We start from the raw sequence: 26,400 nt of genomic DNA on the forward strand, positions 1-26,400 counted from the left end.
TTTTGACAGTGATGTCGTGTTATTGCACGACGGGTAAGTCTGCTTCTTCAGCTGTTTTATTAATCCAGTTGAAATAGCGGAATTTATATTTTTGGCCGCGAGCCTTAGCGAGCACTTTTAACTTTCGCTCAGTGTCAGGATAAATGGTCGCGTCTTCTTTAAACCATTGGCATTTATCATTAACATCGCATGCGCCAATTTCTTTCAACGGTACCCGCAACGTGCCATCATTTTTTAATGTTCCTGACGCGGGATTTATTCGCAGGGAAACCAGCGGCTTTTCCGGCGCCAAATGTACCAATGCTCCCCAGATAACGTTAACGCCGAGTTTGGCCGAAGCCGGCGTTCCCGCGGATGGTACGGGCAGAATGCTATCCGGCTGTTTTACACCTTCAAAATAAACGCGCCAGGTACTCTCTTTTTCAGGCGGCGTCAGAGATACCAGCCTCACGATACGTAATGCACCTGCCGCTAAAGCAAATTTTTCAGGAGTGACGACAACGCCTCCGTCTTTCCAGGCTGCCATCTCAACTTCTTTTTCCTGTGGCGTACCCGGATTAAGAATTTTCTTTTGCCTCACCCGAATGAACTGAATATCATCGCTTTTAGAGGCCACTCTGATTTGGGCCGTCCCGGAACTGTCGACGTTAAGTTCCATCGGGTAAACGCTCATATTGGCCTGTGTCATTTCTGCGAAAAATGACATCGACAGGGCAGCGAGATAAAGCGCAGTGGACTTGTTTGCTCTGTTTTTTACTTTCACATTCATTCTGCCTGCTCTGAGTTCATGTACGACTTTAACACCACGACACCGTCTGCTTTCGTATCGCTTCAGGACAGGGAAACTTTAACCGGAACAGCGGGTTGTGAAAATTTGTATTAGTTAACTCAAAAAATACAGTTCTTTATCCTGCAATCCGGGCTTTAAAGTTGTATAGTTAAAAGAAAATGCCAAATCCTAAAGGGCTTAAGAAAATTCCCACTGATGAAAAAATAAGCTAATTCAGAAGGGTTTTCTTGCCTGCTGTTACAAGGATTAAAAGCAAGCGGCAACAGATGAGAGTGAAATATGTTTTTTATATGCAACAATTCGTTGTTATTTGATCCTGAAGCTCACACAATAAGTGTTGTTGGACAACCTGAATCCGTATTAACGCTTTCGGCACCCGCCGTGCGTCTGTTACAGGAGTTTATTCGTCATAAAGGAAGCGAACTCAGCCGTGAGGAGTTGATTACCCGCGTATGGCAAGAGTTTGGTTTTACGCCCTCGGGAAATAATCTCAACAAAGCGATAAGTGAGTTACGCAAAAGTTTCCAGGCGTTGGGAGAACATCATGAATTGATTGTGACCATACCGCGATATGGTTTTCGGTTTGATGCGGATGTTATTTTTCAACCTGCGCAAAACAATTACGTCAGCGAACCTCAACCGAAGACACAAAAAACTGAAAAGTGGCAGCAGCGACCGCGTCTGAAATGGTGGCTGGTATTTACGGCATTATTAGCGTCGGTATTCGGCATTGGTATAATTATTCGCCAGCAGCAGAATATAACGACTCCGCTAAAGCTAAAGCCCATTGAGCAAAAAATTGCAAAATGTAGCATCTGGCTTATTAACGATCATGGGCGACCGCTGGTGCTATCTAAATTAGCCGCGTTGCTGGATAAAAACAACGTGGCGTGCCAGCGAGAAGAGTACAGCGTCTATTATTTCAGCGCTCGTTTTTCCCTTGTCGCAGCGGATGAAGTGTTTATCGGCGCATGCCCGGTCAATAAAGACAGTTTGTGTAAAACCATTCGTTATAAAAGCGGGGCTGAGAAATGAAAATTAAACTCATCGGCGGCCTCAGTATTTTTCTGTTAGGTGGCGCACTGGCGCTTTATTATTGTTCCACCGGTGTTGGTAAGCAGGATGTACTGGCCTGCAGTACAGTGTTTAATTTTACGCGCAACGAAGGTAAGGCCAGTGAAGTGCGGGTTAATACCGTTGCTCAGTTCTATTTTCACCGCGACGGCACTGGCCTGACAGCCTATAAAGGAGCAGCCTGGGCAAATGGCCAGAGCATGATCGTCGACAGAGACGTCGATTTTGTCTGGTCGCGGCGGGAGGATGATAAAGTGGTGGTATTGAGCTACACCAAAACCTGGCGCAGGCACAATGACAACACGCCGGATGAGCAATGGGGAAGCTTCGCCAATCCAACCGCGCGTTACTATCTGACCATCTCCGAGGTTTCGCCATCGGTGTGGCTGATCCAGGACCGACATTATCCCACTTATATATGCCGGGGTGATTAACGCATAAACGAAGGAGAATACCGGTGGTATTCTCCTTTTACGCACAGAGAATCTGCCGACAAGGGAAGGGCGAGAATAAGGGAAAGCGAGAGCGTTAGCAGAAGGATTCAGCCCGGATTTTAGAACATGCCGTTGCCGCTGGCGGTTTTTGGCGGGACGTTTTGGGTAACATCCCAATGTTCAACGATTTTGTGCTGTTCGTTAAGGCGGAAGATATCCACGATAGCCCGCGTAACGCCAGGTTCACGACCGGTCACTTCAACGTGCAAGATCACGTTATCTCCGTCGACAAACGCCTGCTTAATTTCGCTGTGCGAGTCGGGATATTTACTCTTCAGAAAAGCGATAAACTGCTCGAAGCCTTCCACGCCATCTTTTGCCATCGGGTTATGCTGTACATAACGATCCCCGAGATATGGCCTGGCGGCGGAGAAGTCTTTATCGTTCAAAGCTTTATTATAAAAATCAATTACATTCTTTTTATTCAACAGTTCACTTTCACTATTGCCCGCAAAAACGGCGGGCGTCAGAGCGAAAAACAATGAAAGGGCAACGATAGGTTTTTTCAGCATTGATCCTCCTGCGATGGTTTTGATGTCAGGTGCCAGGCCTGACAGGTGACTCCCAACGAACTTAACAGCCAGTTGGGTTGGTAGTTGATTGAGGTAATTCTTTCTGAACAAAATGGCATCTTGAATTTGCGGCATCGACTCGTTTAGATCAAGTTGCTTGTTCAATTAAGAAGGGGTGGTTCAAATCGTTAGGTCATAGGCTGATGAGGACATCGGTACGTGTGATTAAATGAATTTAACATAATATACATTATGCGCACTTACATGGCGTGCGGCGGATAACGGTGTTTAACGTTGTGCATTACTGTGGTTCTTGCTGGCCTGTGCTTGTTCCGTTCTCGTAGCTATCCAATCAAACTAAATGTTCCCCGGGAATTTTTGCTCATGTGGCGTGGATAAAACCCGACTTCACCTGTTTTTTTAGCATTGGTGTAGCCTACACCCATTTTGCTATTCCAGCGTTCACCTTTCCAGGTCGCATCCAGCGCAAAATGCCAGGCATTATTGTCAAAATCCCGTTTGCTCGCAGGCATTGCGCGGTAACTTTCCATGGCATGGGTGCCGTATACCTGAGTGCCTATCGTTAGCTGCGTATCAGGTCGAAACTGCGTAAACAGCAGGTGCCGTTGCAGGTAGTTTTTACTCTCACCATAAGCATACTGTGCATCAAAATTTTTCCCCCGCCAAAGAATTTCTCCGCTTGCCAGGTGGCTAATATATTCACCGGTATTAGTCTGAAATCGCTTTTTATCTGGTGAGTTTCTATCCATGGAATTTTCAAGCCAGGCCCCTCTTATGGTAAATGGGCCGTAGCTTACAGCACTGCTTACGCCGGAATACGTTGTTGGAGAAAGCCGGTTGGACGTTGAAATAACGCCATAATTTTTCAGCATCTGCCATCCCCAGCGTGCGTTTAACTGAGCCCCAGAAAGCGTGTAGTTAAGCTTCACGTTACGTTGGCCGAACTTTGAATACCCTTCGGCGTTGCTTTTTTTGTTACCTGTACCATTATTATAAAGCACGCCGCGGGAGTTGAAATAGTCGCTGGCGCCCAACTTTATCGCACTATAATATGATACATCGAAGCCGATAATATCGGATAAATAACCAGACTGGTATTCTGCTGAAAATCCCTGCCCCCAGGCGTTGTGTACATGTTTAGGATTGGCATTTTCCTCCTTAAGATATTTCCAGTAATTCTTTGCAGAGACAGTGAGCTGTGAGTCAGTAAAAAAAGGATCTTCAAAAATAGCGTCTGTAGCGGCCCATACAGGCGTAACCAGCCCGCACGCTATTAACGCGGCAGTTATATTTTTAAACATTTTTATTTCCTGAGAAAAGATCCGCCATAGCATATTTATGGCGGAAAACTAAACTGTCAGATTATTTATGGTTTAGTGAAACCTTGCCTGCTTCAACGTATTTCATGGTGCCAATTTCTGGCACACTGTATTTACCATCGTGATAAGTGATTTTCACCACCGCAGCATTCGACAATGGCAGATTTTTGGCCGGGTCGTCCGTCAGATCGGAAATCATTATCTGAATCGCGGTACCTGAAGAAATGGCCAGAATATTTTTATCACCCTCTTTTTGGGCATTTTCTACCATAGTTGCCAGCGCAGCTTGTGTCCGCACTTTTACTTGCTCATAGTCTTCCGCTAGCTGTTTTGGATCGGACTTGGCCAGCGCGTTCTGACTTTCCCTTACCGAGAGCGTGCCTGCTTTCATCGCCTTAATAAGCGCTTCACTGTCCGTCATTCCAAGTGCGTGTGCGCCTGCATTGGCCATATCGACATTATAACCGCCTTCAAAACCACCAAAAAACGCCTCTCGCAGGCCTGTCATTTCTGTTAAATGATAATCCGTTACGCCAGCCTGTTTAAGTATCACTGCCATAGTTTCGCGCTGCCGTCCGGCATCGCTGGAATAATAACGATCAAACTTTATCCCTTTGAGTCCCTCACCTAAATATTGAGCAACCTGCACCCCATCCTTGGTCAATGGGGAATCAATCCAACCTTGCACGCGGTCAAACGAATTAAGCAGCGTTTTCCCATGGCGCGCAAAATAAATATTGATGACCTCCTGCTGGTCATTTTTATCGTTAGTGTTCGCCATCAGCAGTGGGCTGGTAATGGCAGCAACTGCCATTAAGACACCCAGATATAATTTTTTCATTTTAAAGAATCCTTTTTCATAGCCAAAAAAAAACCTACGTACTCTTCAGCGCCCTGGCATGCAGGTGGAGAAGAAAACGTAGGTTTTGCCTGTTGATACAGTAACAATCCAGCTATTACGGACCCTATCACTAATGCTTTTGAATTGCACTTAATCTATAACGATGATTTATGTAAATGTGATCCTCCTCATATCAACCGTATTCCCATCTGGACGTTAATATCTGCAGTACGTATTTTAAATTCTCTTGGGGTTGTTACTGTTTCAGGCAAAACCTAAGGCCGTTTCTGTACTCGTTGCAGGAGCGGCCTTAGGTTTTTTTTTGCATTTTAGTTACCCTCATGAATAACAGGAGTTACGATAAACAAGTCATGTATTGCCGTTGCGCTGGTCTCTGCATTCGCCTTTACCGCAAGCGCCGCGCCGCTAAAAATTTTGATTGTCAACGACGATGGTTGCGAATCCCCGGGCAGTATTTCGCTTCAGGAAAAACTCATGCAAAAAGGTTTTGAGGTGTGGATGGTTGCTCCAGCCACCAATCAGAGCGGCATCGGTTCGGCCATTACATTCAAAACGGGTAAAATCTTTGATGTAAAGAAGGCTGCTGATAAACGCTACTGTTTCCCGGGCACACCCGCCGATGCGGTTGATTTTGGCTTACGGGGACTACTCACTAATAATCAGCCGGACCTGGTTATCTCTGGTGTCAACGATGGCCCTAATACCGGAATGGCTCAGGTCAATTCAGGGACGGTAAGTGCGGCAGCCAGGGCTGTACGTTATGGTTTGCCGGCGATTGCGGCCAGCATTGGGTATATCTTTACCGAAGATGAAATGAAGAATAAATGGCCAAGCACACATAAATATTGGCCTGATGCGGTGGATTATGTTGTTGAGGTTGTTGAGACGCTGAATCGTAATCATGTTCCTGGTTCACCTTTAGTGCCTAAAGGATCGGGCTTAAGCATTAACTATCCGCCGCTGCCAAAATCAAAAATTAAAGGTGTACACTATATCGAAAATGAGATGTTCCCTACCCCACAGATTGGTTATGATATTTTACCTGATGGACGCGCTAAACAAACCATCAATCCGGAATCATTAAAGACAGTAGAGAATGACACCGATTCCGGCTGGCTTAATAAAGGTTATATCACCTATAGCCTCTTTGATGGGGCAATGAACGCGCCGCAATTTCAGGCGCAATATGAAGAACTGCTGAATAAATAATTCACCAGTTTATTTCACAACTTTGTACCATCCACTTCGTTCCTGCCGGCGACACACTAAATCGCTGGCAGGCGATGTTTTCAATTTTTCATCACCGCCTAATTATATTGCTTAAGCCCTCATCCGTACTGTACGACGCGTACCGCTTCAATATCAGGTAAATACTTGATTGAGTTCAAAAGTTAGTCTGTTTCGGACTATTCCTGGTTGTTTATGTTTTTTTTAACATCTAACCTCATTTTTCTATAATTCCACAATTCACGTAGCGAGCAGCTCATGACCTTCCCCGCACATTCTTCAAATCTGCCCGACTATGGGTTTGCTCGTAGCCTGGGACTAGCCTCTGGGAGTGATTTTGATTTTACCGCGCTGGCCGCACAACTGGACTGCTCCCGTGATTTCTCTCAAGCCGGGATAATCTATTCCGACGGAATGAATCGCTGGCTTGTGCGCCCTTCACGTAGAATCGCCACACCAAACCAAAGTTGCGTTAGCCATGTTATCGTGACAAAAATTGCATCTTCGACGCCGCACAATGCCGCAAAAGCCACGATCAAAACGCTACAAGCACCGTCGCTAGCTAATGAAATTACCTCCACGGCTATAGCCTGCGGCGCTGCCGTGGTCACTGTCTTTTTAGCGCTTGGAGCTGGCGCGGCCATCCCCCTCACCGCCGGAGCCTCAGGCGTGGTGGCAGCAATGATCACTGCAGGTGGTGTGGCTACCGGTTTACAGTGTTTTATCGGTAGCGGACGTCTGTTAGCTATCGGTATCGGCCATGAGGAGGATATTGCCTGGCTTGACAGCCAGGACTGGTATACCGCAACCTCAACAGCCTTGGATATCGTTTCTTTAGCTGGCGCTGGGGCGGGTTTAAAAAGTACCATTGCAACATATAAATTAATGAAAGCCAGTTCCTCCTCCGGGGCGATAAACTGGCTCAAAAGTCTGAGCCGGGCCGAACGTAAGCGTATTACAGAAGAAATCATCCGCGCCCAAAATCCAGGAATTTCTAACGGTGGAATTAAGGCGGCCATGCAGGCGCAGCTTTACCCTAAGCGTTTCCCGTCTGAGGCAATACAGCGTTCTTTGCAGCGCGAATTAACGAATGCGGTTATTAATACCTCAGCCTTCGCGGGGAGCGCGCTCACCGGAACAATACGCCATCCGCAAAATGTGTCGCAATCCGGTAAGTACGTCATCGGCGTTATACAGTCGTTCTCATTTTAGATAGTTAAAGCACTCGGCATAATGAAATATATTAATGACAGTCTCAAACTGGGCACCATCGTTGAGCAAAGGATAAAGGAGCAGGATGCTAAGCAGTTAGAGTCCGCGAAAATGTACTTGATGGAGCGTATGGGAACCCCTGTCGGTTTGCATACGGCTGGCGTGCCTTTTATTTTAAGCGCGCTGTTAAGCGTAATAAGTTTTGCTATGCCGCAGCTAACGCTTTGGGGAGCCATCTTTCAGTGGTTTTCCTGGCCCGCGTATGCTGTTTTTGCTGGTATCATCCCCACAGGTTTACTCTACTGTCTGCTGATCTTCCCGTCGATGACGCTGTTCTCTCGAGGTTTTCTGGCCGCGCTTAAGTTTTATCTGGGCCTGATTTTCCTGACCGCCGCGCTCGCCGCGGGAAATCTTATTTACGCATTCATTTCGGTATTCATATTTGGTGGGCATGCCGGTTTGCTTATAAGCGCTTTGGTTGGTGTATTGTTTAGCGCTGGGAGCATCAAACTCATTAACAGCGCTCTGTTTGTAAAAACCTCAGCATTTTATTTACATAATCGAGTTTGGCGCTGGCAATTAAAACATCATGTACAAAACACAGTATGATAAAAATCCTCTGCTGGCTCATACTCACACTGCTAAGCGCAACGGGGCTTGGCGCCTGGTTTCTTCAACAGCAATATGACGCGCGCTCCGCCGACTTCCGCATCCTGTATCGAGAAATCACGGTAAAGGTGTCGCAGCACGATGCCATCATTCCCCTGCTTCCGGCCGGTCAAAATGCCGCCGAAGTCCAGCAGATCCTGCCGCAGATCGTGCAATGGCGCCGCTATGATTCCCTGGAGCCGCGACGCCCTATCGTCGCGCAAAGCCCCGCACGCTACTGGCTGAATCTTCCGGGCATCTCCCTGCTGATTGATTTGAACACCCTACTTAACAGTCTCAATGAGAAAAAGACATTCAAACATCTTGCCATTCGTTGGGACGGTACCACGTTGTTTGAGGAAGGTACCGCCTCTGCCAACACCTGGTGGCGTTGGGAGAAAACTGTCGCCAGCCCAACACAACCTCTGCTAATTAGCGCAGGTGATAACCCGCAATGGCATCAACTGCCGTGGTGGCTGATGCTTTCACCGGCCCTGTTCTGGGCGGTGATTATCTATCTTGTTAATCAGTATCGAACCAATAAACGCCGACGGGATATCGCCGATTTACGCTCTCGCTATGGCGAACTCACTCGCCTTAACACCATGGGCGAGCTGGCCGCTGGTATCGTGCATGAGCTTAATCAACCTTTAACCGCCATCATGAGCTATAACCAGGCGGCAGTGCGCCTGATTAAAAAAAACGATCCCGTAAAGATCCCCGAACTGCTTGAGGCCTCAGTGTTGCAGATAAAACGCATTGACGCCCTGCTCAGCCAGTTTCGTCTCAAGCTCACTAGTAAGCGCGCCGAATATCAGCCGGTGGACCTTCCGTCTCTGTGGCTACGCGTTTGCGAATTGCTTGATAACGAGATCAGCGCGGGGAAAGTTCGCGTCTCGAGCCATTTTCCGTCGAACCTACCCGCGCTTCCAGCGCCGCCGCTATGGGTAGAGCAAATTCTGCATAATATCGTGAGCAATGCCATTCAGGCGCAAAGCGCAAATGCCCCAGGTAGCGCTTGGATCCATCTGCAAGCTGAGCGAGTCAATAACGGTATCGCCTTAACTCTTACTGATGGCGGACCAGGGTTATCGTCTGAAGCGCTGGAGCAGGTATTTATACCGTTTTATACCACCCGTACTGATGGCGTTGGACTCGGCATGGCACTTGCGGATACCCTTGTTCAGCGTCTTAATGGCACGATAGAAGCGAGCAATATCACCGGACAAGGCGCCTGCTTCCGGTTATGGTTTCCGCTGCGTAATGAGGAGAAGTAATGGAGCAGTATATCTGGTTAATTGATGACGATGCGGCAATACGCGATTCATTAAGTCTGCTGCTCTCAACCGTTGGCTGGCAGACGCAGGCGTTTGATAGCGCACACGCTTTTCAACATCAGGCAGGGAATCTCGCCGAATTAACCGGTTGTATGCTGCTGGATATTCGCATGCCGGGGAAAACCGGGTTGACGCTGCTCGATGAGTGGCGCCAGTTAGGTCTAACCTTACCGGTTATTATTATGACCGGACACGGTAATATTGATTTATGCCGTCGCGCCTTCAAAAATGGCGCATTTGAATTTTTAACCAAACCCATTGATGCCGACCTGTTATTCGAAGTGGTTGGCGAAGCGATGGCGCAGCAAAGCGCGCACCTCGAACAACAACAGAAATTACTGCCGCTGCAGGAAAAACTCGCCACCCTAACCGCACGCGAGCATGAAATGCTCCATCAGCTGATCCAGGGCTACTCCAGTAAAGAAATTGCCCGTATATGTTCACTCTCGCCGCGTACCGTCGAAGCGCATCGCGCCAATATTTTTAGCAAGCTTGAAGTTAACTCGCTGCCCAAACTGTTGAAGATTTACGCTGATGTCGCCAGCGCGTCTAAGTAAAAATACCTGGTACGTTCGGTATTCGCGGCAATAGTCGCCATGCTCCCTGCCCTCTAGTATTGCCCTATCGCCACTCAACACGACGGAGCATCACTATGAAACGTATCCTTCTAAGCGCCATCCTGCTCGGCAGCCTGGTCACTACCGCAAGCGCCGCCACGGGCGTTCTCAGCCAGAAAAATTTGTCAGTGGAGCTCGCGGATAAAATCACGCAAAGCACGCTACAGTCCTGCGCCAAAGACAGCTACAACGTCGCCGTTACTGTGGTCGACCGTGCCGGTACGCCGCTATTAATGAAGAGAATGGATAATGCCGGCCCGCACACCGTCGAAGCGAGCCGTATGAAAGCGTTCACCGCGCTAACCACTAAAAATGCCACCAGCAATGTCATGAAAGGTTCTCAGTCTAACGCTGGGGCCGCGAACCTGCGTGATATACCAGACTTCCTGCTGTTAGCTGGCGGAGTGCCGGTTAAGATGGGAGATCAGGTCATTGGCGCGGTTGGCGTCGGCGGCGCGCCGGGGGGAAATTTCGACGAAGCTTGCGCGATGGCCGGGTTGAAATCTATCGAAGGCGAACTTAACCAGGGCTAACCCAAAGCGGGTAGACTATTGCTACCCGCTTTGCCATAGCGTGTTACCGACTCACATGCTGCATGGCGTTTTGCTCAACCGCCCCACTTATCTTCTTCGCCCGACTTTCTTGACCAAAGAAGGTCAGTATCGCGATAATGATCGCCACCGTACCGGCAACGATTGCCATCGCCAGCCCATAGTTCTGTCCATGGTGTTCCGCAATCGTCGCCTGTAAAGTCGCATTAACCGAAGCGATAAGATTACCCAGTTGATACACAAAGCCCGGCAGCACCGCCCGGGTATTCGCGGGAACCAGTTCATTTAGATAGGTCGGGACCACGCCCCAGGCGCCCTGAACCATAAACTGCATCAGGAATGCGCCGATTCCCAGCATCAGTGAACCGCTAGCGAATGCCCACAGCGGGATAACCGGTAGCGCCAGCAGCGAGGCGGTAATAATGGCCTTTTTACGGCCAATCTTCTCGGAAAGCGAACCGAACAGCACCCCGCCGATGATCGACGCAATATTGTAAGTGACCGCAATAATACTGATCGTTTTCGGATCAAAGCCATGCTGCACTTTCAAAAATACCGGATACAGATCCTGGGTGCCGTGGGAGAAGAAGTTGAACGCCGCCATCAGTACCACCAGATAACAGCACAATTTCCAGTGCGTTTTCAGTACCGGCAGTAGCGCCGTGCTCTCCTTTTTCGCCCGTGACGCTAGCCATACCGGTGACTCCTGCACGCAAAACCAGATAAACGGCAGCAGCAAAATAGGCGCTGCGCCGATAACAAACATCCCGCGCCAGCCGAGTAAATCAAATAGCAGCCCATAAGCGACGGCGGCAATCAGATAGCCAAACGGATAACCGGCCTGGAAAATTCCCGACATTAGCCCGCGGGAACGGTCCGGGATAGTTTCCATTGACAGCGACGACGCCACGCCCCAAATACCGCCCATCGCCACGCCATATAGCACTCTTAAAACCAGAAAAATTGTTAATGAGGGCGCCGCGGCAGACAGCAGCTCGAATATCGAAAAGAAGATGATATTCAACATCAAGATCGGCTTACGGCCATATTTCTCGGCGAGCCGTCCAAAAATGAGCGCGCCGATAGGCCGTACGGCAAGCGTCAGTAATATCGCCAGCGTGACCTTTTCCAGCCCAACGTGAAACGTCTGGGCAATGTCACTCAGTAAGAATACAAGGAGGAAAAAATCGAAGGCATCAAGTGTCCAGCTTAAGAAGCTGGCAATGGCGGCATTGCGCTGTAGTGAAGTCCAGCCTAACATCGTGTTATCCCTATCCTGGCACAGCGGCCTGGAGATGTAGCAGCTACCCGAATGAACATGCAGGGCCAACTGCATATGTAAATGTAAAGTTTCTTAAGTTACCCATATGTTAAATACACCCAATAATCGTATGGCCGCAAGTTAATTAGCATGCTAATTTGTTTCAAATTAAGTATATGTCCCCTGATATTCCGCGCTGGCAGAATGTATAGCATTTGATATACGGCTGTTCTACAATGAGCTGTATACCAATTGCTATACAGGAAAAGAAGATGAAATCAGATATCCAACTCAACATCCGGGCGAAGGAGTCCCAGCGGGCGCTGATTGATGCGGCCGCTGAAATTCTGCACAAATCGCGGACCGACTTTATCCTTGAGATGGCCTGCCAGGCGGCAGAAAACGTTATTCTCGACCGTCGGGTGTTTAACTTAAGCGATGAGCAATACGCCGAATTTATCGACATGCTGGATGCGCCGGTTGAAGCTAACCCCGCTCTCGATAAATTGCTGGCGAGAAAGCCGCAATGGGAAAAGTAAGCGCGCCTGCACCGCTATCCTCATACCATCAGATTGCGGAATTTTGTTGCGGAGAAACGGTTCTCGATCAATGGCTAAAACAGCGAGGAATGAAAAACCAGGCTCAGGGCGCCGCGAGAACCTTCGTGGTCTGCAAGGAAGATAGCCACCAGGTGGTGGGGTTTTATTCGTTGGCAACCGGCAGCGTTAATCACACGGAAGCCACTGGCGGCCTGCGGCGTAATATGCCCGATCCTATCCCGGTCATCATTCTCGCCCGCCTGGCGATCGACTGCGCTTTTCACGGACAGGGGCTGGGGGCTGATCTACTCCATGATGCGCTGTTACGCAGTTATCGCGTTGCCGAAAATGTTGGCGTACGTGCCCTGATGGTCCATGCCCTGACCGATAGCGCGAAACGATTCTATCTACACCACGGATTTAAAGCCTCAACCACCCAGGAACGCACTCTTTTCCTCGCGTTGCCTAAATAACTCCACCTTTCGTCATTTTCTCTACCACACTTACCTTTCAGTTCGGGAATCACACCAAAGGAAGGATAACGATGAAGAAAGTGGCGATTGTCGGCGTTGGGCCGACCGGGATCTATACTTTTCATTCCCTGGTTGAACGGGGTGAGCCGCTGGAGATAGTGCTCTACGAGCAGGGTGAAGAGGCTGGCGTCGGAATGCCTTATAACGATGAGCATAACTCAGCGCAAATGCTGGCGAATATCGCCAGTATCGAAATTCCCCCCATCAATATTACCTATCTGACGTGGCTACAAAATCAGAGCGAAGACTGGCTCACCCGGCATGGCATTGAGCGTGAGGCCTTACATGAGCGGCAATTTTTACCGCGCGTGATCCTCGGCGACTATTATCGCGATCGGTTCCTGGCGGTGTTGGAGAAAGCAAGGTTAGCGGGTTTCAACGTTAGCGTGCGCGAGTCCTGCGAGGTGACCGATCTCCAGGCGGAACAGGATGGCGTCAAACTGTGGGTTAACCATGCGCCCACAGCGGAACGCGCGGATTTTGCCGTTATCGCCACCGGACATCTCTGGCCGCAGGACGATGATTCCCCCCGCGAATATTATCCCAGCCCCTGGAGCGGTCTGATGCAGGCGCAGATCGCGCCGTGTCGGGTCGGTATCATGGGAACTTCACTCAGCGGTATTGATGCCGCCGTCGCCGTCGTCATTCAGCATGGCCATTTTTCGGCTGACGCCGATGAGAGCGTCCATTTTCGGCTGAATGACGCGAGCCATAAACTCCACATCACACTGATGTCGCGAAATGGCATTCTGCCCGAGGCCGATTTCTACTGCCCCATCCCCTATGAACCGCTGGAGATAGTCACCCATCAGGCGCTGGAAGCGGCCATCGCTGAGGGGAGCGAGGGATTGCTGGATCGCGTATTCCAGCTTATCGTCAAAGAGCTGGAGCTCGCCGCGCCGCAATGGTGCAGGCAGATAGGCTTGCGCCAGTTGACCGCGGATACGTTCAGCGACGCCTGGTTTATCGATAGAAAACGACACGATCCCTTCGCCTGGGCACATGTCAATTTGCAGGAAGTGGAACGCAATAAACAGCAACAGCATACCGTGCCGTGGCGGTATACCATTCTTCGTCTGCATGAAGTCATTGAGACGATTACGCCGCATCTTGATGAACGCGACCGTGAACGCTTTAAAACAGGGCTCGCCCGGATATTTATCGATAATTACGCGGCCATTCCGTCGGAATCGATTCGCCGTCTGCTGGCGTTACGGGAGGCCGGGGTTATTAGTATTTTGCCGCTGGGGTCCGATTATCAACTGGAGGTTCAACCACAGCTGACGGTCATCCACCACCATAACCAACGCAGCGAATTTGACGTCTTTATTGACGCCAGAGGCCAAAAGGCGCTGAAGAGTAAAGACATCCCTTTCCCGACGCTGCGCCAGCAGCTTCTCGCCTGCGGTGATGAAATCCCGGATATCGGTGATGACTACACCCTGCAGGCGCCAGCGTGCGCTCGCGGCCGCATTGCCTTCGGCGCGCTGCCGTGGCTGATGCATGACCGTCCTTTCGTTCAGGGGCTCGTCGCCAGCGCGGAGATCGGCGCCGCAATGGCCAGAGCGGTTTCACAGCAGGCCAGCGGACATCGGCGTAAGCTGTGGTTCAGTCATGATTGGTGATCCATTAGCATGCGATTAACAACTAACAGCCTCTTAAGCGCAACAACGGAAAAGAGGCCGTCATTCAGGCATGTTACAACTAAAGGTTATCAGGCAGCACAACTCTTACGAGGTACATATGAGTCAACTATTTAGCCCTGCGCGCATTGGTAAACTGGAGCTGGAAAACCGTATTGTCATCGCCCCGATGTGTCAGTATTCCGCCGAAAACGGCAAGGCGACCGCCTGGCACCGCATTCATCTCGGACAGCTGGCTTTTTCCGGCGCCGGTTTGGTGATTATTGAAGCCAGCGCCGTCGAGCCTGCGGGCCGCATTTCCCCGGCGGACGTCGGCTTGTGGGACGATGAAACCGAAGCCGCCCTGTACCGAGTGCTGGAAGATGTTCGCGCCTATTCAACAACCCGCATCGGTATCCAGCTGGGACATGCCGGGCGCAAAGCCTCCGTCGCTGCACCCTGGCTTGGCGGCGGTCAGCTGACGCTGGATAACGGCGGCTGGCAAACCGTCGCCCCATCCGCGCTGGCATTTCATGACGGCGACCGGGCGCCAAAAGCGCTGAGCCATGACGATCTGGCGCGGCTTAAGCAAGCCTTTGTTGATAGCGCGCGGCGCGCCGAACGCCTGGGAATTGAACTGATAGAACTGCATGCCGCGCACGGCTACCTGCTGCATCAGTTCCTCTCTCCGTTGAGCAACCAGCGTACAGATGAATACGGCGGTTCACTGGAAAACCGCTTACGTTTCCCGCTGGAGGTTTTCCAGGCAATACGGGAGGCGGTCAGCGAAAATATCGCCGTCGGCGTGCGACTTTCGGCGACAGACTGGGTAGACGGCGGTTGGGATACCGCGCAATCCATCGTCTTTAGTCAGCAGCTTGAAGCACTGGGTTGCGACTATATTCACGTCTCCAGCGGCGGGTTGTCGCCGCAGCAGGCGATTCAGGTCGGTCCTGGCTATCAATTACCGTTCGCCCATGAAATCCGCCAGCAGGTTAACGTTCCGGTCATTGGCGTAGGGTTAATTACCGAACCGCAGCAGGCTGAAGATGCACTGCAAAACGGCGACGCCGATCTGATTGCCATCGCCCGCGCAGCGCTCTACAACCCACACTGGCCGTGGCAGGCTGCGGCGGCTCTGGGGGCCCAGGTTAGCGTGCCGCCGCAATACCTGCGTTCAGAACCGCATGGGCTGAAAGGCACATTAAAAGCTAATCGCTGAAGCTTAACGATATGAATGATAGCGGCGCATCAGCGCCGCTAGATTACGGCAGGGTTAATCGCGGGTTTGTACCCAGAACGCGTGGATGAGACCAGGAATGTAGCCCAGCAAGGTCAGAATTATATTCAGAATGAATGCCCAGCCGAAACCTTTACCCAGCAGTACGCCAAGCGGCGGCAGGATGATAGTAAATACGATTCTCCAGAAACCCATACACTCTCCATACAAACAAAATTAACGACTTAAAAAAGAGACCTCGTCTCTAAGCATAGTTATTCTACCTGATGCCGCCACGTTAGCCGCCCCTTTTACCCGATTTTACGCATCTTGTAATGAGTATTGCGTCAGCGAGTGCAATTCATCCGATGTATGGTTTTGTGAGTTCGATCATGTCCCCCTCACCGCATTGTCGTTATCCTTAATCTAGCTTGTATGGTAGTAGACTATAAACAACGCGGTAAGGAAAAGTTTTCATGCAAATGACGATGCGCTGGTTTGGACCAGACGAAGATAAAGTCACTCTTGAGCAGATCCGTCAGGTTCCGGGGGTGGAAGGTGTGGTCGGCGCGCTGTACGACGTTCCGGTTGGCGAAGTCTGGCCACGGGAGAAAATTAAGGCGTTAGTCGAGCAGGCCCACGCTAACGGCCTGACGATGGAAGTTATCGAAAGCGTGAATATTCACGACGCGATTAAAATCGGGCTGCCGGAGCGCGATCGCTATATCGCCAACTATCAGCAAACTATCCGTAACCTCGCCGCATTTGGCGTTAAGGTCATTTGCTACAACTTTATGCCGGTTTTCGACTGGATGAAAACCGACATGAACTACCGGCTGGCGGACGGGTCGCTGACGATGGCTTTTGAAAAAGCCGGCATCGATAAAACGCTGGAACAGGTCGTTACGGAAGTGCTCAGCAACGCCAACGGCTATGCCCTGCCGGGCTGGGAGCCCGAACGTTTAGCGCAGGTACAGACGCTATTCGACAGCTATAAAGCGGTCGATGACGACAAACTGCGAGAAAATCTGCTCTATTTCCTGGAGAAAATTATCCCGGTCTGCGAAGAGGTCGGCGTGAAAATGGCCATTCATCCTGACGATCCGCCGTACTCTATTTTTGGTCTGCCGCGCATTATTAAAAACCGCGACGATCTCGACTGGTTGTGTCGCGCGGTGGATTCACCGGCAAACGGTATTACCTTATGTACCGGCTCTATTGCCGAGGAGCCGCAAAATAACGTTTATCAAATCCTCGCGGAATTCAGCCAGCGCGGGCGCATTCATTTCGCTCATGTCAGAAATATTAAAATCATAAAAGACAAAGATTTCTACGAATCGGCGCACCCTACCCGCTACGGCTCGCTCGATATGTACCGGGTGATGCAGGCGCTGCACGACAACGGCTTCGACGGCTATATTCGTCCCGATCATGGCCGTTTTATCTGGGGAGAAACCGGCCGTCCGGGATACGGTTTATACGATCGCGCGCTCGGCGCCACTTACCTACTGGGATTATGGGAAGCGCTGGAAAACCAGCACGCCTGATCCGCTCGTCACCCTGGTGCCGGAGCTCTCCGGCACTGAAAATAATAAAATCTCTGTTGGGAGGATGCCATGTCTCCAGCCCTGGCACTGCTATGGGTGGTGGTCGGTATTGCGCTACTGGTCATCATGAATCTGAAATACAAAGTTCACAATATTTTCGCCTTATTAATTGCCGGCCTGTTTGTCGCCATTATGGAAGGTGTGCCCCTCGATAAAATCGTCTCGATGGTTCAGCAAGGACTGGGCGGAATAATGGGACACCTGGCGCTGATCATTATATTCGGCGCTATCATCGGCAAATTTATGACCGAATCCGGTGCCAGCCAGCAGATTGCCGATACGGTAATCAGACGTTGCGGTACCCGTTATCTGGCGGTCGGCTTGATGTTTATCGGCGTCATCTTCGGCATCGCCATGTTTTATGAAGTGGCGTTTTTGATTGCCATGCCGCTGGTTCTCAACATCGCCAGCAAAGCCAATATCCCGTGGATGAAACTGGTTATACCGACGGTCGTCGGCGCCACCATGGGCCATAGTTTATTTCCGCCACAGCCGGGGCCGGTTGCATTAGTCAGTGCCTTCCAGGCGGATATTGTTCAGGTTTATCTGTACGGCATTATCGTGATAGTCCCGGCGCTGTTCTGTGCGGGGATCCTGTTACCCGCCTGGCTTCCAGGTATCCGCGAGATGAAGCTGAATGCCATGATTAAACCGCAGGAGGAGAAACCTGCCGAGGCGCTGCCGTCGTTTGCGGTCAGCATTGCCATTCCGCTGATCCCCGCGATATTAATGATTGCGTCTTCTCTGATTCAGTCGCTGTTTGGCGCGGCCTCTTCTGCGGCAAAATTCTTCCAGTTCCTCGGTAGCGCGGAAATTAGCATGCTGCTGGCGACCGGCGCCGCAATCTGGCTGCTTGGCTGCCGCCGCGGTATGAACGCTGTTCAGGTTAACCACTGCGTAACGGATTCGGTCGCCAGAATTGCCAACGTCCTGTTCGTCATCAGCGCCGGCGGCATTCTTAAACAGGTTATTATCGATTCCGGCGTCGGCGACCATATCGTCACGATGATGAGCCACGTCCCGCTGTCGCCGTTTATCATCGCCTGGCTGATTACGGCTATTATTCGTATTCTTACCGGCCAGGGCGCCGTGGCGGCAATTACTTCAGCCGGGATTGTTTCGCCAATGGTTACCGCATTTCATCTTAATCCAGCGCTGATGTGCCTGGCGGTGGCCTGCGGTAGCAATACCATTACTTTGATGTATGACGGCGGGTTTCTGCTATTTAAGGAAACGTTTGGTATCTCGATGCGCGATACCTTTAAGACCTGGGGCTTACTGGAGCTAATCAACTCGGTGGTGGGTCTGTTGATGGTGTTATTACTGAGTCTGTTTATTTCCTGATAAAATACACCGCGGCGAGAATGGTATCGCCGCGGTAGCAGTCCAGTATATTACTGCTGGCTGGCCGGCGCCTGCTGCGCTGGCGCTTGCTCCGGCGCGATACTCTCTTTTATTTCTTTGGTTTTATTGGCGGCATCAGCGGAAAGCTGGTTGGCTTCAACGATAGCGTTATCTTTAATTTTTCCCGCCTCTTTCATGATCGCATCGCTTTTTTGCTGCGCATCCTGTTTTACCGCATCCGCTTTATTTTTCGCATCCTGGGCAATCGCGTCAGCTTTCTTGTCAGCTTCAGATTTAATACTGCTGGCCTGGTTTTTCAGGCTATCCGCTTCATTATTGGCCTGCGTTTTGATGTCGTCGATCTGCTTATCCGCTTCTTGCTTAATGGCCCGCGCTTTATCGGCGGCCGCATCTTTAATTTGTTCCGCGTTATCTTTGGCCTGATCCAGTTTATTGTCGACTTTCGATGAGTCATCGCAGCCAAACAACGCCAGGCACAATGCAGAGGTAATCAGCGTTTTATTCCACAGTTTCATCAGTATTCCCTTATCGGTCCAGGTGGTAATCCAGTGACGGTCATAGCCTTGCCGTATCGGCATAGTCAATTTATTTATAATCGCTATGCCTGGAGAGTCAAGCTATCGATAATTTTCAGTAATGCTTTGCCGGAAAATGCATAGATCAGCCAACGACGGCGGCTAATTTGCTTAAAAACAAGACAAAAAACCACTATTCCAGCAATCAATACGCCCGGGCGGATAACCTGCTTTCCTTCTGGATGGCTAAAAAGCATCTTATATTCCATTTTGCGCTAAACAGCAGATTTATGTTCTTTAAAATGCCGTTTTTACAGTTCTACCATTCAGCTATCTCGATACGAATGGGTAAATGGTTATGTCACTCTTTCACTCTGTAAGCGACCTGATTGGTCATACCCCGCTGTTACAACTGCATAAACTGGATACCGGCCCGTGCAGCCTGTTCCTGAAACTGGAAAACCAAAATCCCGGCGGTTCGATAAAGGATCGCGTGGCGTTGTCGATGATTAATGAAGCCGAGCGCCAGGGAAAACTGCGCCCCGGCGGCACCATCATTGAAGCCACTGCCGGTAATACCGGGCTGGGGCTGGCGCTGATTGCCGCGCAGAAAGGCTACAAACTGATCCTGGTGGTGCCGGACAAAATGAGCCGCGAGAAAATTTTCCATCTGCGTGCGCTCGGCGCCACCGTGCAGTTAACCCGCTCGGACGTCAACAAAGGTCATCCCGCCTATTATCAGGACTACGCCCGCCGTCTGGCGGAGGAAACGCCGGGCGCGTTTTATATTGACCAGTTCAACAATGAAGCCAACCCGTTAGCTCATGCCACCACTACCGCGCCGGAGCTGTTTGAGCAGCTCGATGGCGATATTGACGCCATCGTGGTCGGTGTCGGCTCAGGCGGTACCCTGGGCGGTTTGCAGGCGTGGTTTGCGCAACATTCGCCGAAAACCGAATTTATTCTTGCCGATCCAGCTGGTTCAATTCTGGCGGACCAGGTAGAGACCGGGCAATACGGTGAAACCGGCTCCTGGCTGGTGGAGGGGATCGGCGAAGATTTTATTCCCCCGCTCGCCCATCTGGAGAAAGTACGCAAAGCATGGCGCGTGACCGATCGTGAAGCGTTCGCCACCGCCCGGCAGCTGCTGCAAGTGGAAGGTATCCTCGCCGGATCGTCAACGGGCACCCTGCTGACAGCAGCCCTGCGCTACTGCCAGGCGCAGTCCACCGTTAAGCGGGTGGTGACCTTTGCCTGCGATAGCGGCAACAAATACCTGTCGAAAATGTTCAACGACGACTGGATGCGCCAGCAAGGTCTGCTAAGCCGCCCGACGCGCGGCGATCTTAGCGATTTTATCGCCCTGCGTCATGACGAAGGCGCAACCGTCACCGCCGCGCCCGACGATACGCTGGCTGCCGTCCTTGCGCGTATGCGCCTGTACGATTTCTCCCAGTTGCCGGTGCTGGAAAACGGTCATGTGGTGGGCATCGTCGATGAATGGGATCTGATAAGCCACGTCCAGGGCGACAGCCGGCGTTTCGCGCTGCCGGTCAGGGAGGCGATGACCCGCCATGTCGAAACCCTGGATAAGCACGCCCCGGAAAGCGCGCTTAAAGATATCTTCGACCGTGGACATGTCGTGGTTGTCACCGATAACGATCGGTTTATCGGCCTGATCACCCGTAGCGACGTCCTGACCACCTGGCGTAACCGACTGGAACAATAAGGAACGAACATGAAAAACTTACAGACGCTCAGCGTCCATAGCGGCATTTTTAACGACCAGCATGGCGCGGTGATGCCACCAATTTACGCCACCTCCACCTTTGCCCAGCCCGCGCCGGGTCAGCATACCGGCTATGAATATTCACGTAGTGGTAATCCAACCCGCCACGCGCTGGAAACGGCCATCGCGGAGCTGGAAAGCGGTAGCCGGGGTTTTGCTTTTGCTTCAGGCCTCGCGGCCATTTCCACGGTACTGGAACTGCTGGATAAGGATAGCCATCTGGTGGCGGTAGATGACGTCTATGGCGGCACATACCGGCTGATTGAAAATGTTCGCCGTCGTAGCGCCGGTCTGCAAGTGACCTGGGTCAAACCTGACGATCTGGCAGGCATCGAAGCCGCGATCCGCCCTGATACGCGGATGATTTGGGTGGAAACGCCGACCAATCCGTTACTCCAGCTGGCGGATCTTGCGGCCATTGCCGAGATTGCCCGTCGACATAACATTATCAGCGTCACCGATAATACCTTTGCCTCACCGATCATCCATCGCCCTATCGAACTGGGCTTTGATATCGTGGTGCATTCAGCGACCAAATATCTCAACGGTCATTCGGATGTCGTCGCCGGGTTGGCGGTGGTTGGCGACAACCCCGCGCTGGCGGAGAAGCTGGGCTATCTGCAAAACGCCGTCGGCGGCGTACTTGACCCATTCAGCAGCTTCCTGACCCTGCGCGGCATTCGCACTCTGGCTTTGCGGGTAGAACGTCATAGCAGCAACGCTCTGCTGCTGGCGGAATGGCTGGAGCAGCAGCCGCAGGTCGAGAAAGTGTGGTTCCCCTGGCTCGCCAGCCATCCTCATCACACTCTGGCCCGCCGACAGATGGCTCTGCCAGGCGGTATGATTTCCATTGTGGTCAAGGGAGATGATGACTACGCCGGGCGCATCATCAAGAAGCTACGGTTATTTACCCTGGCGGAAAGCCTGGGGGGTGTGGAAAGCCTGGTGAGCCAGCCATTCAGCATGACCCACGCCTCCATTCCGCTGGAACAGCGGCTGGCGAATGGTATAACGCCGCAGTTGATCCGACTCTCGGTAGGTATTGAAGATCCGCAAGACCTGATTGCTGACTGGCGAAACGCGTTACGTGAGTAAACGCTAACCCCGCGCACCGCGCGGGATTTCATGAGCCTCAGCAGAAACAAACCGCTTTGGCGTTTTCTGTCGGATGATAGGGATCGCTTCGGTGATCGTCGCTATCATCCCGTTTCCGCGGGATCTCACCGTGTTTACCCGGCTCTTCTCGCGCCGGGTGTTTACCGCGTTTATCGAGTTCATGGTGATGCGCTCTGCTCATACTCAGGCTCTCCGGTTAATTGGGCGCTTGTTTGCGCAGCTTATCAACCCGCACCAGCGGCGGCGTCATTTTGCTATCCAGGCTTCCGTTAATACTCACCAGTTTGTCCGGCTTGATTTCCTGGCCATCGAAAACGGCTGCCGGAATTATGGCCGCAATGGTTCCGGTCTTATCACGGAACAGATAGCGGTCGTCGCCTTCATGCTTAATCACATTGCCGCGCAGGGAGATAGTCGCGCCGTCGTGCATGGTTTTCGCCTGCTCAATGGTCATGATCCGGCCATCCTCCATACCGCGATAGCCGTCATCCAGCTGGTGCGGCGGCGGCGGTGCGGCATCGTTTTTAAAACCGCCCTTTTCTTCAGCCCAGACGCCAGCGGTGAGTAACAAACAGAGTGTTGCGATTAGCTTTTTCCTCATTATTTCACCTTTCATGTCAGCAGACTGTTATTAAAGTCTGGCCGCGGATAGCGATTTTAACAACGTCAATAATTCTGATATCAGCTAAAATAACAACGTCGCTATCGTAGCGTTAAATATAAACATCATGCTGGAGCCGAAAGATGGACAATAATCAACAGGATCCGCCAGAGATAAACGAGAATCTACAGGCGTTACGCTTCGAGTATAACTTCCGGCGCTATGGGGTGGTATTTCTCGCCATTATTATCATTGCTGCATTATGCGGTTTATTTTCATCTGGCTTCCTGAGCTCCGCCCATCATGAGAATTCCGCTTCATCATTAACGGTAGACTATGACCGTTTTGCCAGGCTAATGAGCGAAACCGAAGTCAATGTTCAGGTAAAAAACAGTGGCCTCACTCATACCTCAGTGGATTTTTCACCCACGTTATTAAGCCATTACCAAATTGGCGATATTCGACCGCAGCCCGATAATATGTACAGCGCTAACGGTCATCTGATCCTGGTTTACAATGAAAATAGCAGTGGCGCGCCGCTTTCGCTGTGGTTATCTATCACGCCAAAAACATTTGGCAACCTTTCCACGACACTACAGGCGAACCGGCAACCTGCCGTCACCTTTAGCCAATTTGTCTTCCCTTAGGAGTCACAACGATGGAAATGGTGCTCAGAGCCGTCGCAATCTATCTTATCTTATTGATTATTTTTAAAGTTGCTGGCAGAAGAACGCTTATGCAACTCACCAGTTTTGATCTGATTTTACTGCTGATTATCAGTGAGGCCACCCAGCAGGCCATGCTCAGCACCGACTATTCTGTTACCGGTTCAATGCTGACTATTGTCACGCTGGTCAGCGTGGATATTTTATTTGGCTATATTAAGAAGCGCTTTTCACAGGCAGAGAATTATCTTGATGGTTCGCCGACGATCATCGTAGAAAATGGTGTTGTCGCTGACGATAAAATGAAAATGGTCAATATCTCTGTGGATGACATATTGCTCGCCGCGCGACAGCACCATGGTATATATCAACTTGAGAAGATTAAATTTGCGATCCTCGAACGTAACGGCCAGATTTCAATCATTCCGACCGAAGCGTAGAGACGTTACTTATCGCGTTCCGGTTGTTTATCGCCTGACTCAGGTGCCCGTGTCGGGTCGTCCTCTTCTTTTTCAGTAACATAATTAATATACATACCACCTCCAACTTTGCGGCATTGAATGATAAATTGTAGCGTTGTCATGAAATTTGGCCATTGCCATAATAAATAATGTCGCCTGTTAGCCATAATAAGTACTCTCGGATATTTCCGACCACCAGCCAGCAATGAATCAATAATACTCAAGTACTCAGTGACCACTACACCATGGCGAAATGCCATGTTCAGATCAATTGAGGCGACTATGGCGGTAAGAGGTATGCTGGATAACCAACTCAATGATAACGCGTATCCCCAGTTCCCGCACCTCATCAATCAGTTGAATAACGTCACTGATTTGCCCAAAACGCGGATCGGGCTGCAGATGATCCTGCACGTCGTAACCGTCATCAAGAAATGGCGTCAGATAAAAGGGGGTTAACCACAATACCGTCACCCCAAAGCTACGTAAGTAATAGAGTTTTTGCCTTATCCCGGCCAGATCGCCACAGCCATCACCATTGGCATCATAAAACAGCGAGGTATTAACCTGATAAATTACAGCGTTTTGAAACCACGGTTGGCGAGGCATTATTCCCCCTCGTATCAGCAGAACATCACGAGCGCCCGAAGCATACCCGAGGTATAAGCTCTTATTTTCTCTGCGCGGGCTTCGAGCGTCTGGCCAGTTTATCTACCAGAATTTGCTGCCTCGGGGTTAACGACGGGCACTGACAGTGCGCGTCAAAATTTATCTCTAACGTAATTTGCCGCCCTGCTGCCGTTAGCGGCGGCGCGCTATCGTTAATACGCGACAAGATAGCAAGGAGACGAATCATTTACAGACCTTTTACCGCTAACGCTTGGCATCAAAACCCGGCGTTTCGGAGCGAATAATATATTGCTCGGTAATATCCGGAATATGTTGCAGCAACCATTCGGCCATGCCTCTCTCTTCCGCCAGAATACTTTCTAAATCCGCAATCGAATCATGATCGTTGACCTTTTGCGCGGCGGTTAATAAGGAGGTATAACAGGCGACCTCAAACTGCTCGAAAACGTAACCGCTGATCACCCCTTTCACCACTTCATCTTGTGGAAACATTCCACCAATAGATTGTCCCATCGCGGCGATTTTACTCATTGAGTCTTTAAGAACCGAGCGGGAAATATTATTGCGCGCAATAATATCATCCAGCACGGTAATTTGCCGACGGGTTTCAAAAAGATGCTGCTCAAGGCGGGTGCATAATTCCGGGTAGCTGTCGATGCGTTTGACCATCGATTCAAGCATCGATTCGGCCTGCTTTTCCATAGCGTGCGCGTCACGCAACCAATCGTGATAATTTTCAATATCAGTCATAACAACCTCTTTATAACAAGATAATTACTCTTCAGCCTTATCTTCATTTTCTTCTGCGGCCTGGTCGGCTCGCGCTGCGCTATACCCGGATAAGTGGCCGACAATATTTGCATAAATACTAATAATGATGACCCACAGGACACTGTCTTTCCACCATATTACCGACGGTATAGCCAGTACAAACCACATTATCGCCGCGACGAGATGACACCTTTTTATTACAACCGGACTAAGACTCATTTTTTTGCCTGATGCCTTAGATAGGATTAAGCGGACTGTTGGGCATCCTGATTGACGTGTCCAACGGCGATGTCCGTTAATTTCATATCAGCGTCTTTTTCTTCTTCCAGCGTTTCCGCCAGCAGTTTCACCGCGGCTTTATAGCCGAGCTGCTCTGCCAGCGTACACAGCGTACCGTAGGCCGCAATTTCATAGTGTTCAACTTTCTGCGCGGCGGCTATCAGCGCAGCATCCCGGATCTCGTTCTTTTCCGTCGCTTCGATCACTTCGTTGGCCTCTTCGATAAGCCCTTCCATCGCCACACACTTCATCCGTTTCAGGCGAATTTGATCATTCTGTTCGAGAAGTTTATCGATACGTTCTATATGACCCTGCGTTTCCTCGAGGTGAGCGCTGAATGCCGTTTGTAGCTCCTCACATGCGCTGGCGCGGGATAGCTTAGCCAGCGCGCGGGTTAACTGTTTTTCCGCGCTGTAGGTATCCGATAATAAATGGATAAAAATATCTTCAATGGTTTGTATTTTCATAAGTCACACCTTTTAAAAAACTGCGGGCCGGATGACCCGCAGGGTATTTTTAACAGCAGCTACCAGATCAAATTACTTATATTCACAAGCTAGCTATCACCGGATTTACGGCCGCCGCCATGGCTGTTTTTACCGCCTTTTTTACCGGCTTCGGATGCACGTTCCGGGTCATTTTTAAAATTCCCGCCGCTGTGCTGTCCGCCTTTACGTCCGGCTTCAGATGCTTTTTCCCGGTCTTCTGCAAAATTACCTGAACCACCTCTGTGTTCTGCCATAACGTTTACCTTTTAGCTTGG

32 protein-coding genes and 3 pseudogenes are annotated in these 26,400 nt (G+C 50.6%); 18 read left to right on the forward strand and 17 right to left on the reverse strand.

Annotated elements, in window-relative coordinates:
• Window positions 1-19: 19 nt before the first annotated feature.
• Window positions 20-769 (reverse strand): fimbrial protein, encoded by a 750-nt coding sequence (locus ACSEMK_RS03655; RefSeq protein WP_213316065.1) that lies wholly within the window; start codon window positions 767-769, stop codon window positions 20-22.
• 300 nt (window positions 770-1,069) lie between these two features.
• Here ACSEMK_RS03655 and ACSEMK_RS03660 point away from each other — a divergent pair, with 300 nt between their 5' ends.
• A complete protein-coding gene (locus ACSEMK_RS03660; protein ID WP_430915166.1) occupies window positions 1,070-1,825 on the forward strand; it encodes a winged helix-turn-helix domain-containing protein in 756 nt (251 codons plus the stop codon).
• Window positions 1,822-2,298: a hypothetical protein gene (locus tag ACSEMK_RS03665; RefSeq protein WP_271032506.1), complete on the forward strand. Its 477-nt coding sequence runs from the start codon at window positions 1,822-1,824 to the stop codon at window positions 2,296-2,298. Before ACSEMK_RS03660 ends, ACSEMK_RS03665 begins: the two co-directional genes overlap by 4 nt.
• A gap of 119 nt (window positions 2,299-2,417) precedes the next feature.
• Here the strand turns inward: ACSEMK_RS03665 and ACSEMK_RS03670 are convergent, their stop codons facing one another.
• The 4 genes and pseudogenes from ACSEMK_RS03670 to ACSEMK_RS03685 all read right to left on the reverse strand — a co-directional run bounded on the left by ACSEMK_RS03670 (window position 2,418) and on the right by ACSEMK_RS03685 (window position 5,051).
• Window positions 2,418-2,870 (reverse strand): nuclear transport factor 2 family protein, encoded by a 453-nt coding sequence (locus tag ACSEMK_RS03670; RefSeq protein WP_113373393.1) that lies wholly within the window; start codon window positions 2,868-2,870, stop codon window positions 2,418-2,420.
• A 48-nt stretch (window positions 2,871-2,918) separates the two neighbouring features.
• Window positions 2,919-3,035 (reverse strand): annotated as a pseudogene (locus tag ACSEMK_RS03675) (hypothetical protein); the annotation flags it as partial.
• Between the two features lie 194 nt (window positions 3,036-3,229).
• Window positions 3,230-4,192: pseudogene (locus ACSEMK_RS03680) on the reverse strand (OprD family outer membrane porin); the annotation flags it as partial.
• 61 nt (window positions 4,193-4,253) lie between these two features.
• Entirely contained in the window at window positions 4,254-5,051 is a 798-nt protein-coding gene (locus ACSEMK_RS03685) for a histidine phosphatase family protein (RefSeq protein WP_430915167.1), read from the reverse strand.
• Between the two features lie 360 nt (window positions 5,052-5,411).
• On the opposite strand from ACSEMK_RS03685, the gene surE reads away from it, so the two are divergent.
• The 6 genes from surE (at window position 5,412) to ACSEMK_RS03715 (ending at window position 10,646) form a co-directional block, all read left to right on the forward strand.
• The gene (surE, locus tag ACSEMK_RS03690) at window positions 5,412-6,281 is read left to right on the forward strand and encodes a 5'/3'-nucleotidase SurE (protein ID WP_430915222.1); all 870 of its coding nucleotides are present in this window, start codon (window positions 5,412-5,414) and stop codon (window positions 6,279-6,281) included.
• A gap of 276 nt (window positions 6,282-6,557) precedes the next feature.
• Window positions 6,558-7,511 (forward strand): hypothetical protein, encoded by a 954-nt coding sequence (locus tag ACSEMK_RS03695; protein ID WP_430915168.1) that lies wholly within the window; start codon window positions 6,558-6,560, stop codon window positions 7,509-7,511.
• Between the two features lie 21 nt (window positions 7,512-7,532).
• Entirely contained in the window at window positions 7,533-8,120 is a 588-nt protein-coding gene (locus ACSEMK_RS03700; RefSeq protein ID WP_430915169.1) for a hypothetical protein, read from the forward strand.
• On the forward strand, window positions 8,117-9,436 hold the full coding sequence (locus ACSEMK_RS03705) for a sensor histidine kinase (protein ID WP_430915170.1): 1,320 nt from the start codon (window positions 8,117-8,119) through the stop codon (window positions 9,434-9,436). The genes ACSEMK_RS03700 and ACSEMK_RS03705 overlap by 4 nt, the downstream gene beginning before the upstream one ends.
• Window positions 9,436-10,053, forward strand: a complete 618-nt coding sequence (locus tag ACSEMK_RS03710; protein WP_430915171.1) for a response regulator transcription factor — start codon at window positions 9,436-9,438, stop codon at window positions 10,051-10,053. The genes ACSEMK_RS03705 and ACSEMK_RS03710 overlap by 1 nt, the downstream gene beginning before the upstream one ends.
• Before the next feature lie 95 nt (window positions 10,054-10,148).
• Entirely contained in the window at window positions 10,149-10,646 is a 498-nt protein-coding gene (locus ACSEMK_RS03715; RefSeq protein ID WP_430915172.1) for a GlcG/HbpS family heme-binding protein, read from the forward strand.
• A 43-nt stretch (window positions 10,647-10,689) separates the two neighbouring features.
• Here the strand turns inward: ACSEMK_RS03715 and ACSEMK_RS03720 are convergent, their stop codons facing one another.
• Window positions 10,690-11,925, reverse strand: a complete 1,236-nt coding sequence (locus ACSEMK_RS03720) for an MFS transporter (protein ID WP_047067471.1) — start codon at window positions 11,923-11,925, stop codon at window positions 10,690-10,692.
• Window positions 11,926-12,197: 272 nt separating this feature from the next.
• Between ACSEMK_RS03720 and ACSEMK_RS03725 the strand changes: the two genes are divergently transcribed.
• From ACSEMK_RS03725 to ACSEMK_RS03740, 4 genes are all read left to right on the forward strand, one after another.
• Entirely contained in the window at window positions 12,198-12,464 is a 267-nt protein-coding gene (locus tag ACSEMK_RS03725) for a DUF1778 domain-containing protein (protein ID WP_015705366.1), read from the forward strand.
• Window positions 12,452-12,937 carry a GNAT family N-acetyltransferase gene (locus ACSEMK_RS03730; protein WP_087860747.1) on the forward strand — a complete coding sequence of 162 codons (486 nt, stop codon included), beginning with the start codon at window positions 12,452-12,454 and terminating at the stop codon, window positions 12,935-12,937. Before ACSEMK_RS03725 ends, ACSEMK_RS03730 begins: the two co-directional genes overlap by 13 nt.
• 71 nt (window positions 12,938-13,008) lie before the next feature.
• On the forward strand, window positions 13,009-14,622 hold the full coding sequence (locus tag ACSEMK_RS03735; RefSeq protein WP_430915173.1) for an FAD-NAD(P)-binding protein: 1,614 nt from the start codon (window positions 13,009-13,011) through the stop codon (window positions 14,620-14,622).
• A 118-nt stretch (window positions 14,623-14,740) separates the two neighbouring features.
• Window positions 14,741-15,841 (forward strand): NADH:flavin oxidoreductase/NADH oxidase, encoded by a 1,101-nt coding sequence (locus ACSEMK_RS03740; RefSeq protein WP_087860745.1) that lies wholly within the window; start codon window positions 14,741-14,743, stop codon window positions 15,839-15,841.
• A 54-nt stretch (window positions 15,842-15,895) separates the two neighbouring features.
• On the opposite strand, the gene ACSEMK_RS03745 is transcribed toward ACSEMK_RS03740, so the two are convergent.
• Entirely contained in the window at window positions 15,896-16,054 is a 159-nt protein-coding gene (locus tag ACSEMK_RS03745; RefSeq protein ID WP_002903230.1) for a YqaE/Pmp3 family membrane protein, read from the reverse strand.
• A 260-nt stretch (window positions 16,055-16,314) separates the two neighbouring features.
• Between ACSEMK_RS03745 and uxuA the strand changes: the two genes are divergently transcribed.
• Both uxuA and ACSEMK_RS03755 read left to right on the forward strand, forming a co-directional pair.
• The gene (gene uxuA, locus ACSEMK_RS03750) at window positions 16,315-17,385 is read left to right on the forward strand and encodes a mannonate dehydratase (RefSeq protein ID WP_316423880.1); all 1,071 of its coding nucleotides are present in this window, start codon (window positions 16,315-16,317) and stop codon (window positions 17,383-17,385) included.
• Between the two features lie 69 nt (window positions 17,386-17,454).
• Complete coding sequence (locus ACSEMK_RS03755; RefSeq protein ID WP_316423879.1) at window positions 17,455-18,789, forward strand: gluconate:H+ symporter; 1,335 nt, start codon at window positions 17,455-17,457, stop codon at window positions 18,787-18,789.
• Between the two features lie 50 nt (window positions 18,790-18,839).
• Here the strand turns inward: ACSEMK_RS03755 and ACSEMK_RS03760 are convergent, their stop codons facing one another.
• Both ACSEMK_RS03760 and ACSEMK_RS03765 read right to left on the reverse strand, forming a co-directional pair.
• Window positions 18,840-19,325, reverse strand: a complete 486-nt coding sequence (locus ACSEMK_RS03760; RefSeq protein ID WP_213316046.1) for an E3 ubiquitin--protein ligase — start codon at window positions 19,323-19,325, stop codon at window positions 18,840-18,842.
• An 83-nt stretch (window positions 19,326-19,408) separates the two neighbouring features.
• Window positions 19,409-19,582: a hypothetical protein gene (locus ACSEMK_RS03765; protein ID WP_213794067.1), complete on the reverse strand. Its 174-nt coding sequence runs from the start codon at window positions 19,580-19,582 to the stop codon at window positions 19,409-19,411.
• Window positions 19,583-19,677: 95 nt separating this feature from the next.
• On the opposite strand from ACSEMK_RS03765, the gene ACSEMK_RS03770 reads away from it, so the two are divergent.
• Window positions 19,678-21,054, forward strand: a complete 1,377-nt coding sequence (locus ACSEMK_RS03770; RefSeq protein ID WP_435336316.1) for a pyridoxal-phosphate dependent enzyme — start codon at window positions 19,678-19,680, stop codon at window positions 21,052-21,054.
• A 9-nt stretch (window positions 21,055-21,063) separates the two neighbouring features.
• Window positions 21,064-22,209 carry a trans-sulfuration enzyme family protein gene (locus ACSEMK_RS03775; protein WP_430915223.1) on the forward strand — a complete coding sequence of 382 codons (1,146 nt, stop codon included), beginning with the start codon at window positions 21,064-21,066 and terminating at the stop codon, window positions 22,207-22,209.
• A gap of 37 nt (window positions 22,210-22,246) precedes the next feature.
• Here the strand turns inward: ACSEMK_RS03775 and ACSEMK_RS03780 are convergent, their stop codons facing one another.
• The gene (locus ACSEMK_RS03780) at window positions 22,247-22,411 is read right to left on the reverse strand and encodes a hypothetical protein (protein ID WP_015705356.1); all 165 of its coding nucleotides are present in this window, start codon (window positions 22,409-22,411) and stop codon (window positions 22,247-22,249) included.
• Window positions 22,412-22,426: 15 nt separating this feature from the next.
• Window positions 22,427-22,831, reverse strand: a complete 405-nt coding sequence (locus ACSEMK_RS03785) for a YdeI family stress tolerance OB fold protein (RefSeq protein ID WP_087860740.1) — start codon at window positions 22,829-22,831, stop codon at window positions 22,427-22,429.
• Window positions 22,832-22,974: 143 nt separating this feature from the next.
• On the opposite strand from ACSEMK_RS03785, the gene ACSEMK_RS03790 reads away from it, so the two are divergent.
• Window positions 22,975-23,478, forward strand: a complete 504-nt coding sequence (locus ACSEMK_RS03790) for a hypothetical protein (RefSeq protein ID WP_113373407.1) — start codon at window positions 22,975-22,977, stop codon at window positions 23,476-23,478.
• 11 nt (window positions 23,479-23,489) lie between these two features.
• Entirely contained in the window at window positions 23,490-23,936 is a 447-nt protein-coding gene (locus ACSEMK_RS03795) for a DUF421 domain-containing protein (RefSeq protein WP_087860738.1), read from the forward strand.
• Between the two features lie 5 nt (window positions 23,937-23,941).
• On the opposite strand, the gene ACSEMK_RS03800 is transcribed toward ACSEMK_RS03795, so the two are convergent.
• The 6 genes and pseudogenes from ACSEMK_RS03800 to ACSEMK_RS03825 form a co-directional block, all read right to left on the reverse strand.
• Window positions 23,942-24,217, reverse strand: a complete 276-nt coding sequence (locus tag ACSEMK_RS03800; RefSeq protein ID WP_213794120.1) for a hypothetical protein — start codon at window positions 24,215-24,217, stop codon at window positions 23,942-23,944.
• A 22-nt stretch (window positions 24,218-24,239) separates the two neighbouring features.
• Window positions 24,240-24,566 (reverse strand): annotated as a pseudogene (locus ACSEMK_RS03805) (alpha-amylase family glycosyl hydrolase); the annotation flags it as partial.
• 264 nt (window positions 24,567-24,830) lie between these two features.
• A complete protein-coding gene (locus ACSEMK_RS03810) occupies window positions 24,831-25,337 on the reverse strand; it encodes a ferritin-like domain-containing protein (RefSeq protein ID WP_015366679.1) in 507 nt (168 codons plus the stop codon).
• Between the two features lie 24 nt (window positions 25,338-25,361).
• Window positions 25,362-25,577: a hypothetical protein gene (locus ACSEMK_RS03815; RefSeq protein WP_032705768.1), complete on the reverse strand. Its 216-nt coding sequence runs from the start codon at window positions 25,575-25,577 to the stop codon at window positions 25,362-25,364.
• A gap of 26 nt (window positions 25,578-25,603) precedes the next feature.
• Window positions 25,604-26,104 (reverse strand): ferritin-like domain-containing protein, encoded by a 501-nt coding sequence (locus ACSEMK_RS03820; protein WP_015366681.1) that lies wholly within the window; start codon window positions 26,102-26,104, stop codon window positions 25,604-25,606.
• A gap of 89 nt (window positions 26,105-26,193) precedes the next feature.
• Window positions 26,194-26,379 (reverse strand): general stress protein, encoded by a 186-nt coding sequence (locus ACSEMK_RS03825; RefSeq protein WP_004143718.1) that lies wholly within the window; start codon window positions 26,377-26,379, stop codon window positions 26,194-26,196.
• Between the last annotated feature and the right edge of the window lie 21 nt (window positions 26,380-26,400).

This window comes from Klebsiella sp. K-3, from assembly GCF_051207495.1.
GTDB classification, from domain to species: domain Bacteria; phylum Pseudomonadota; class Gammaproteobacteria; order Enterobacterales; family Enterobacteriaceae; genus Klebsiella; species Klebsiella aerogenes.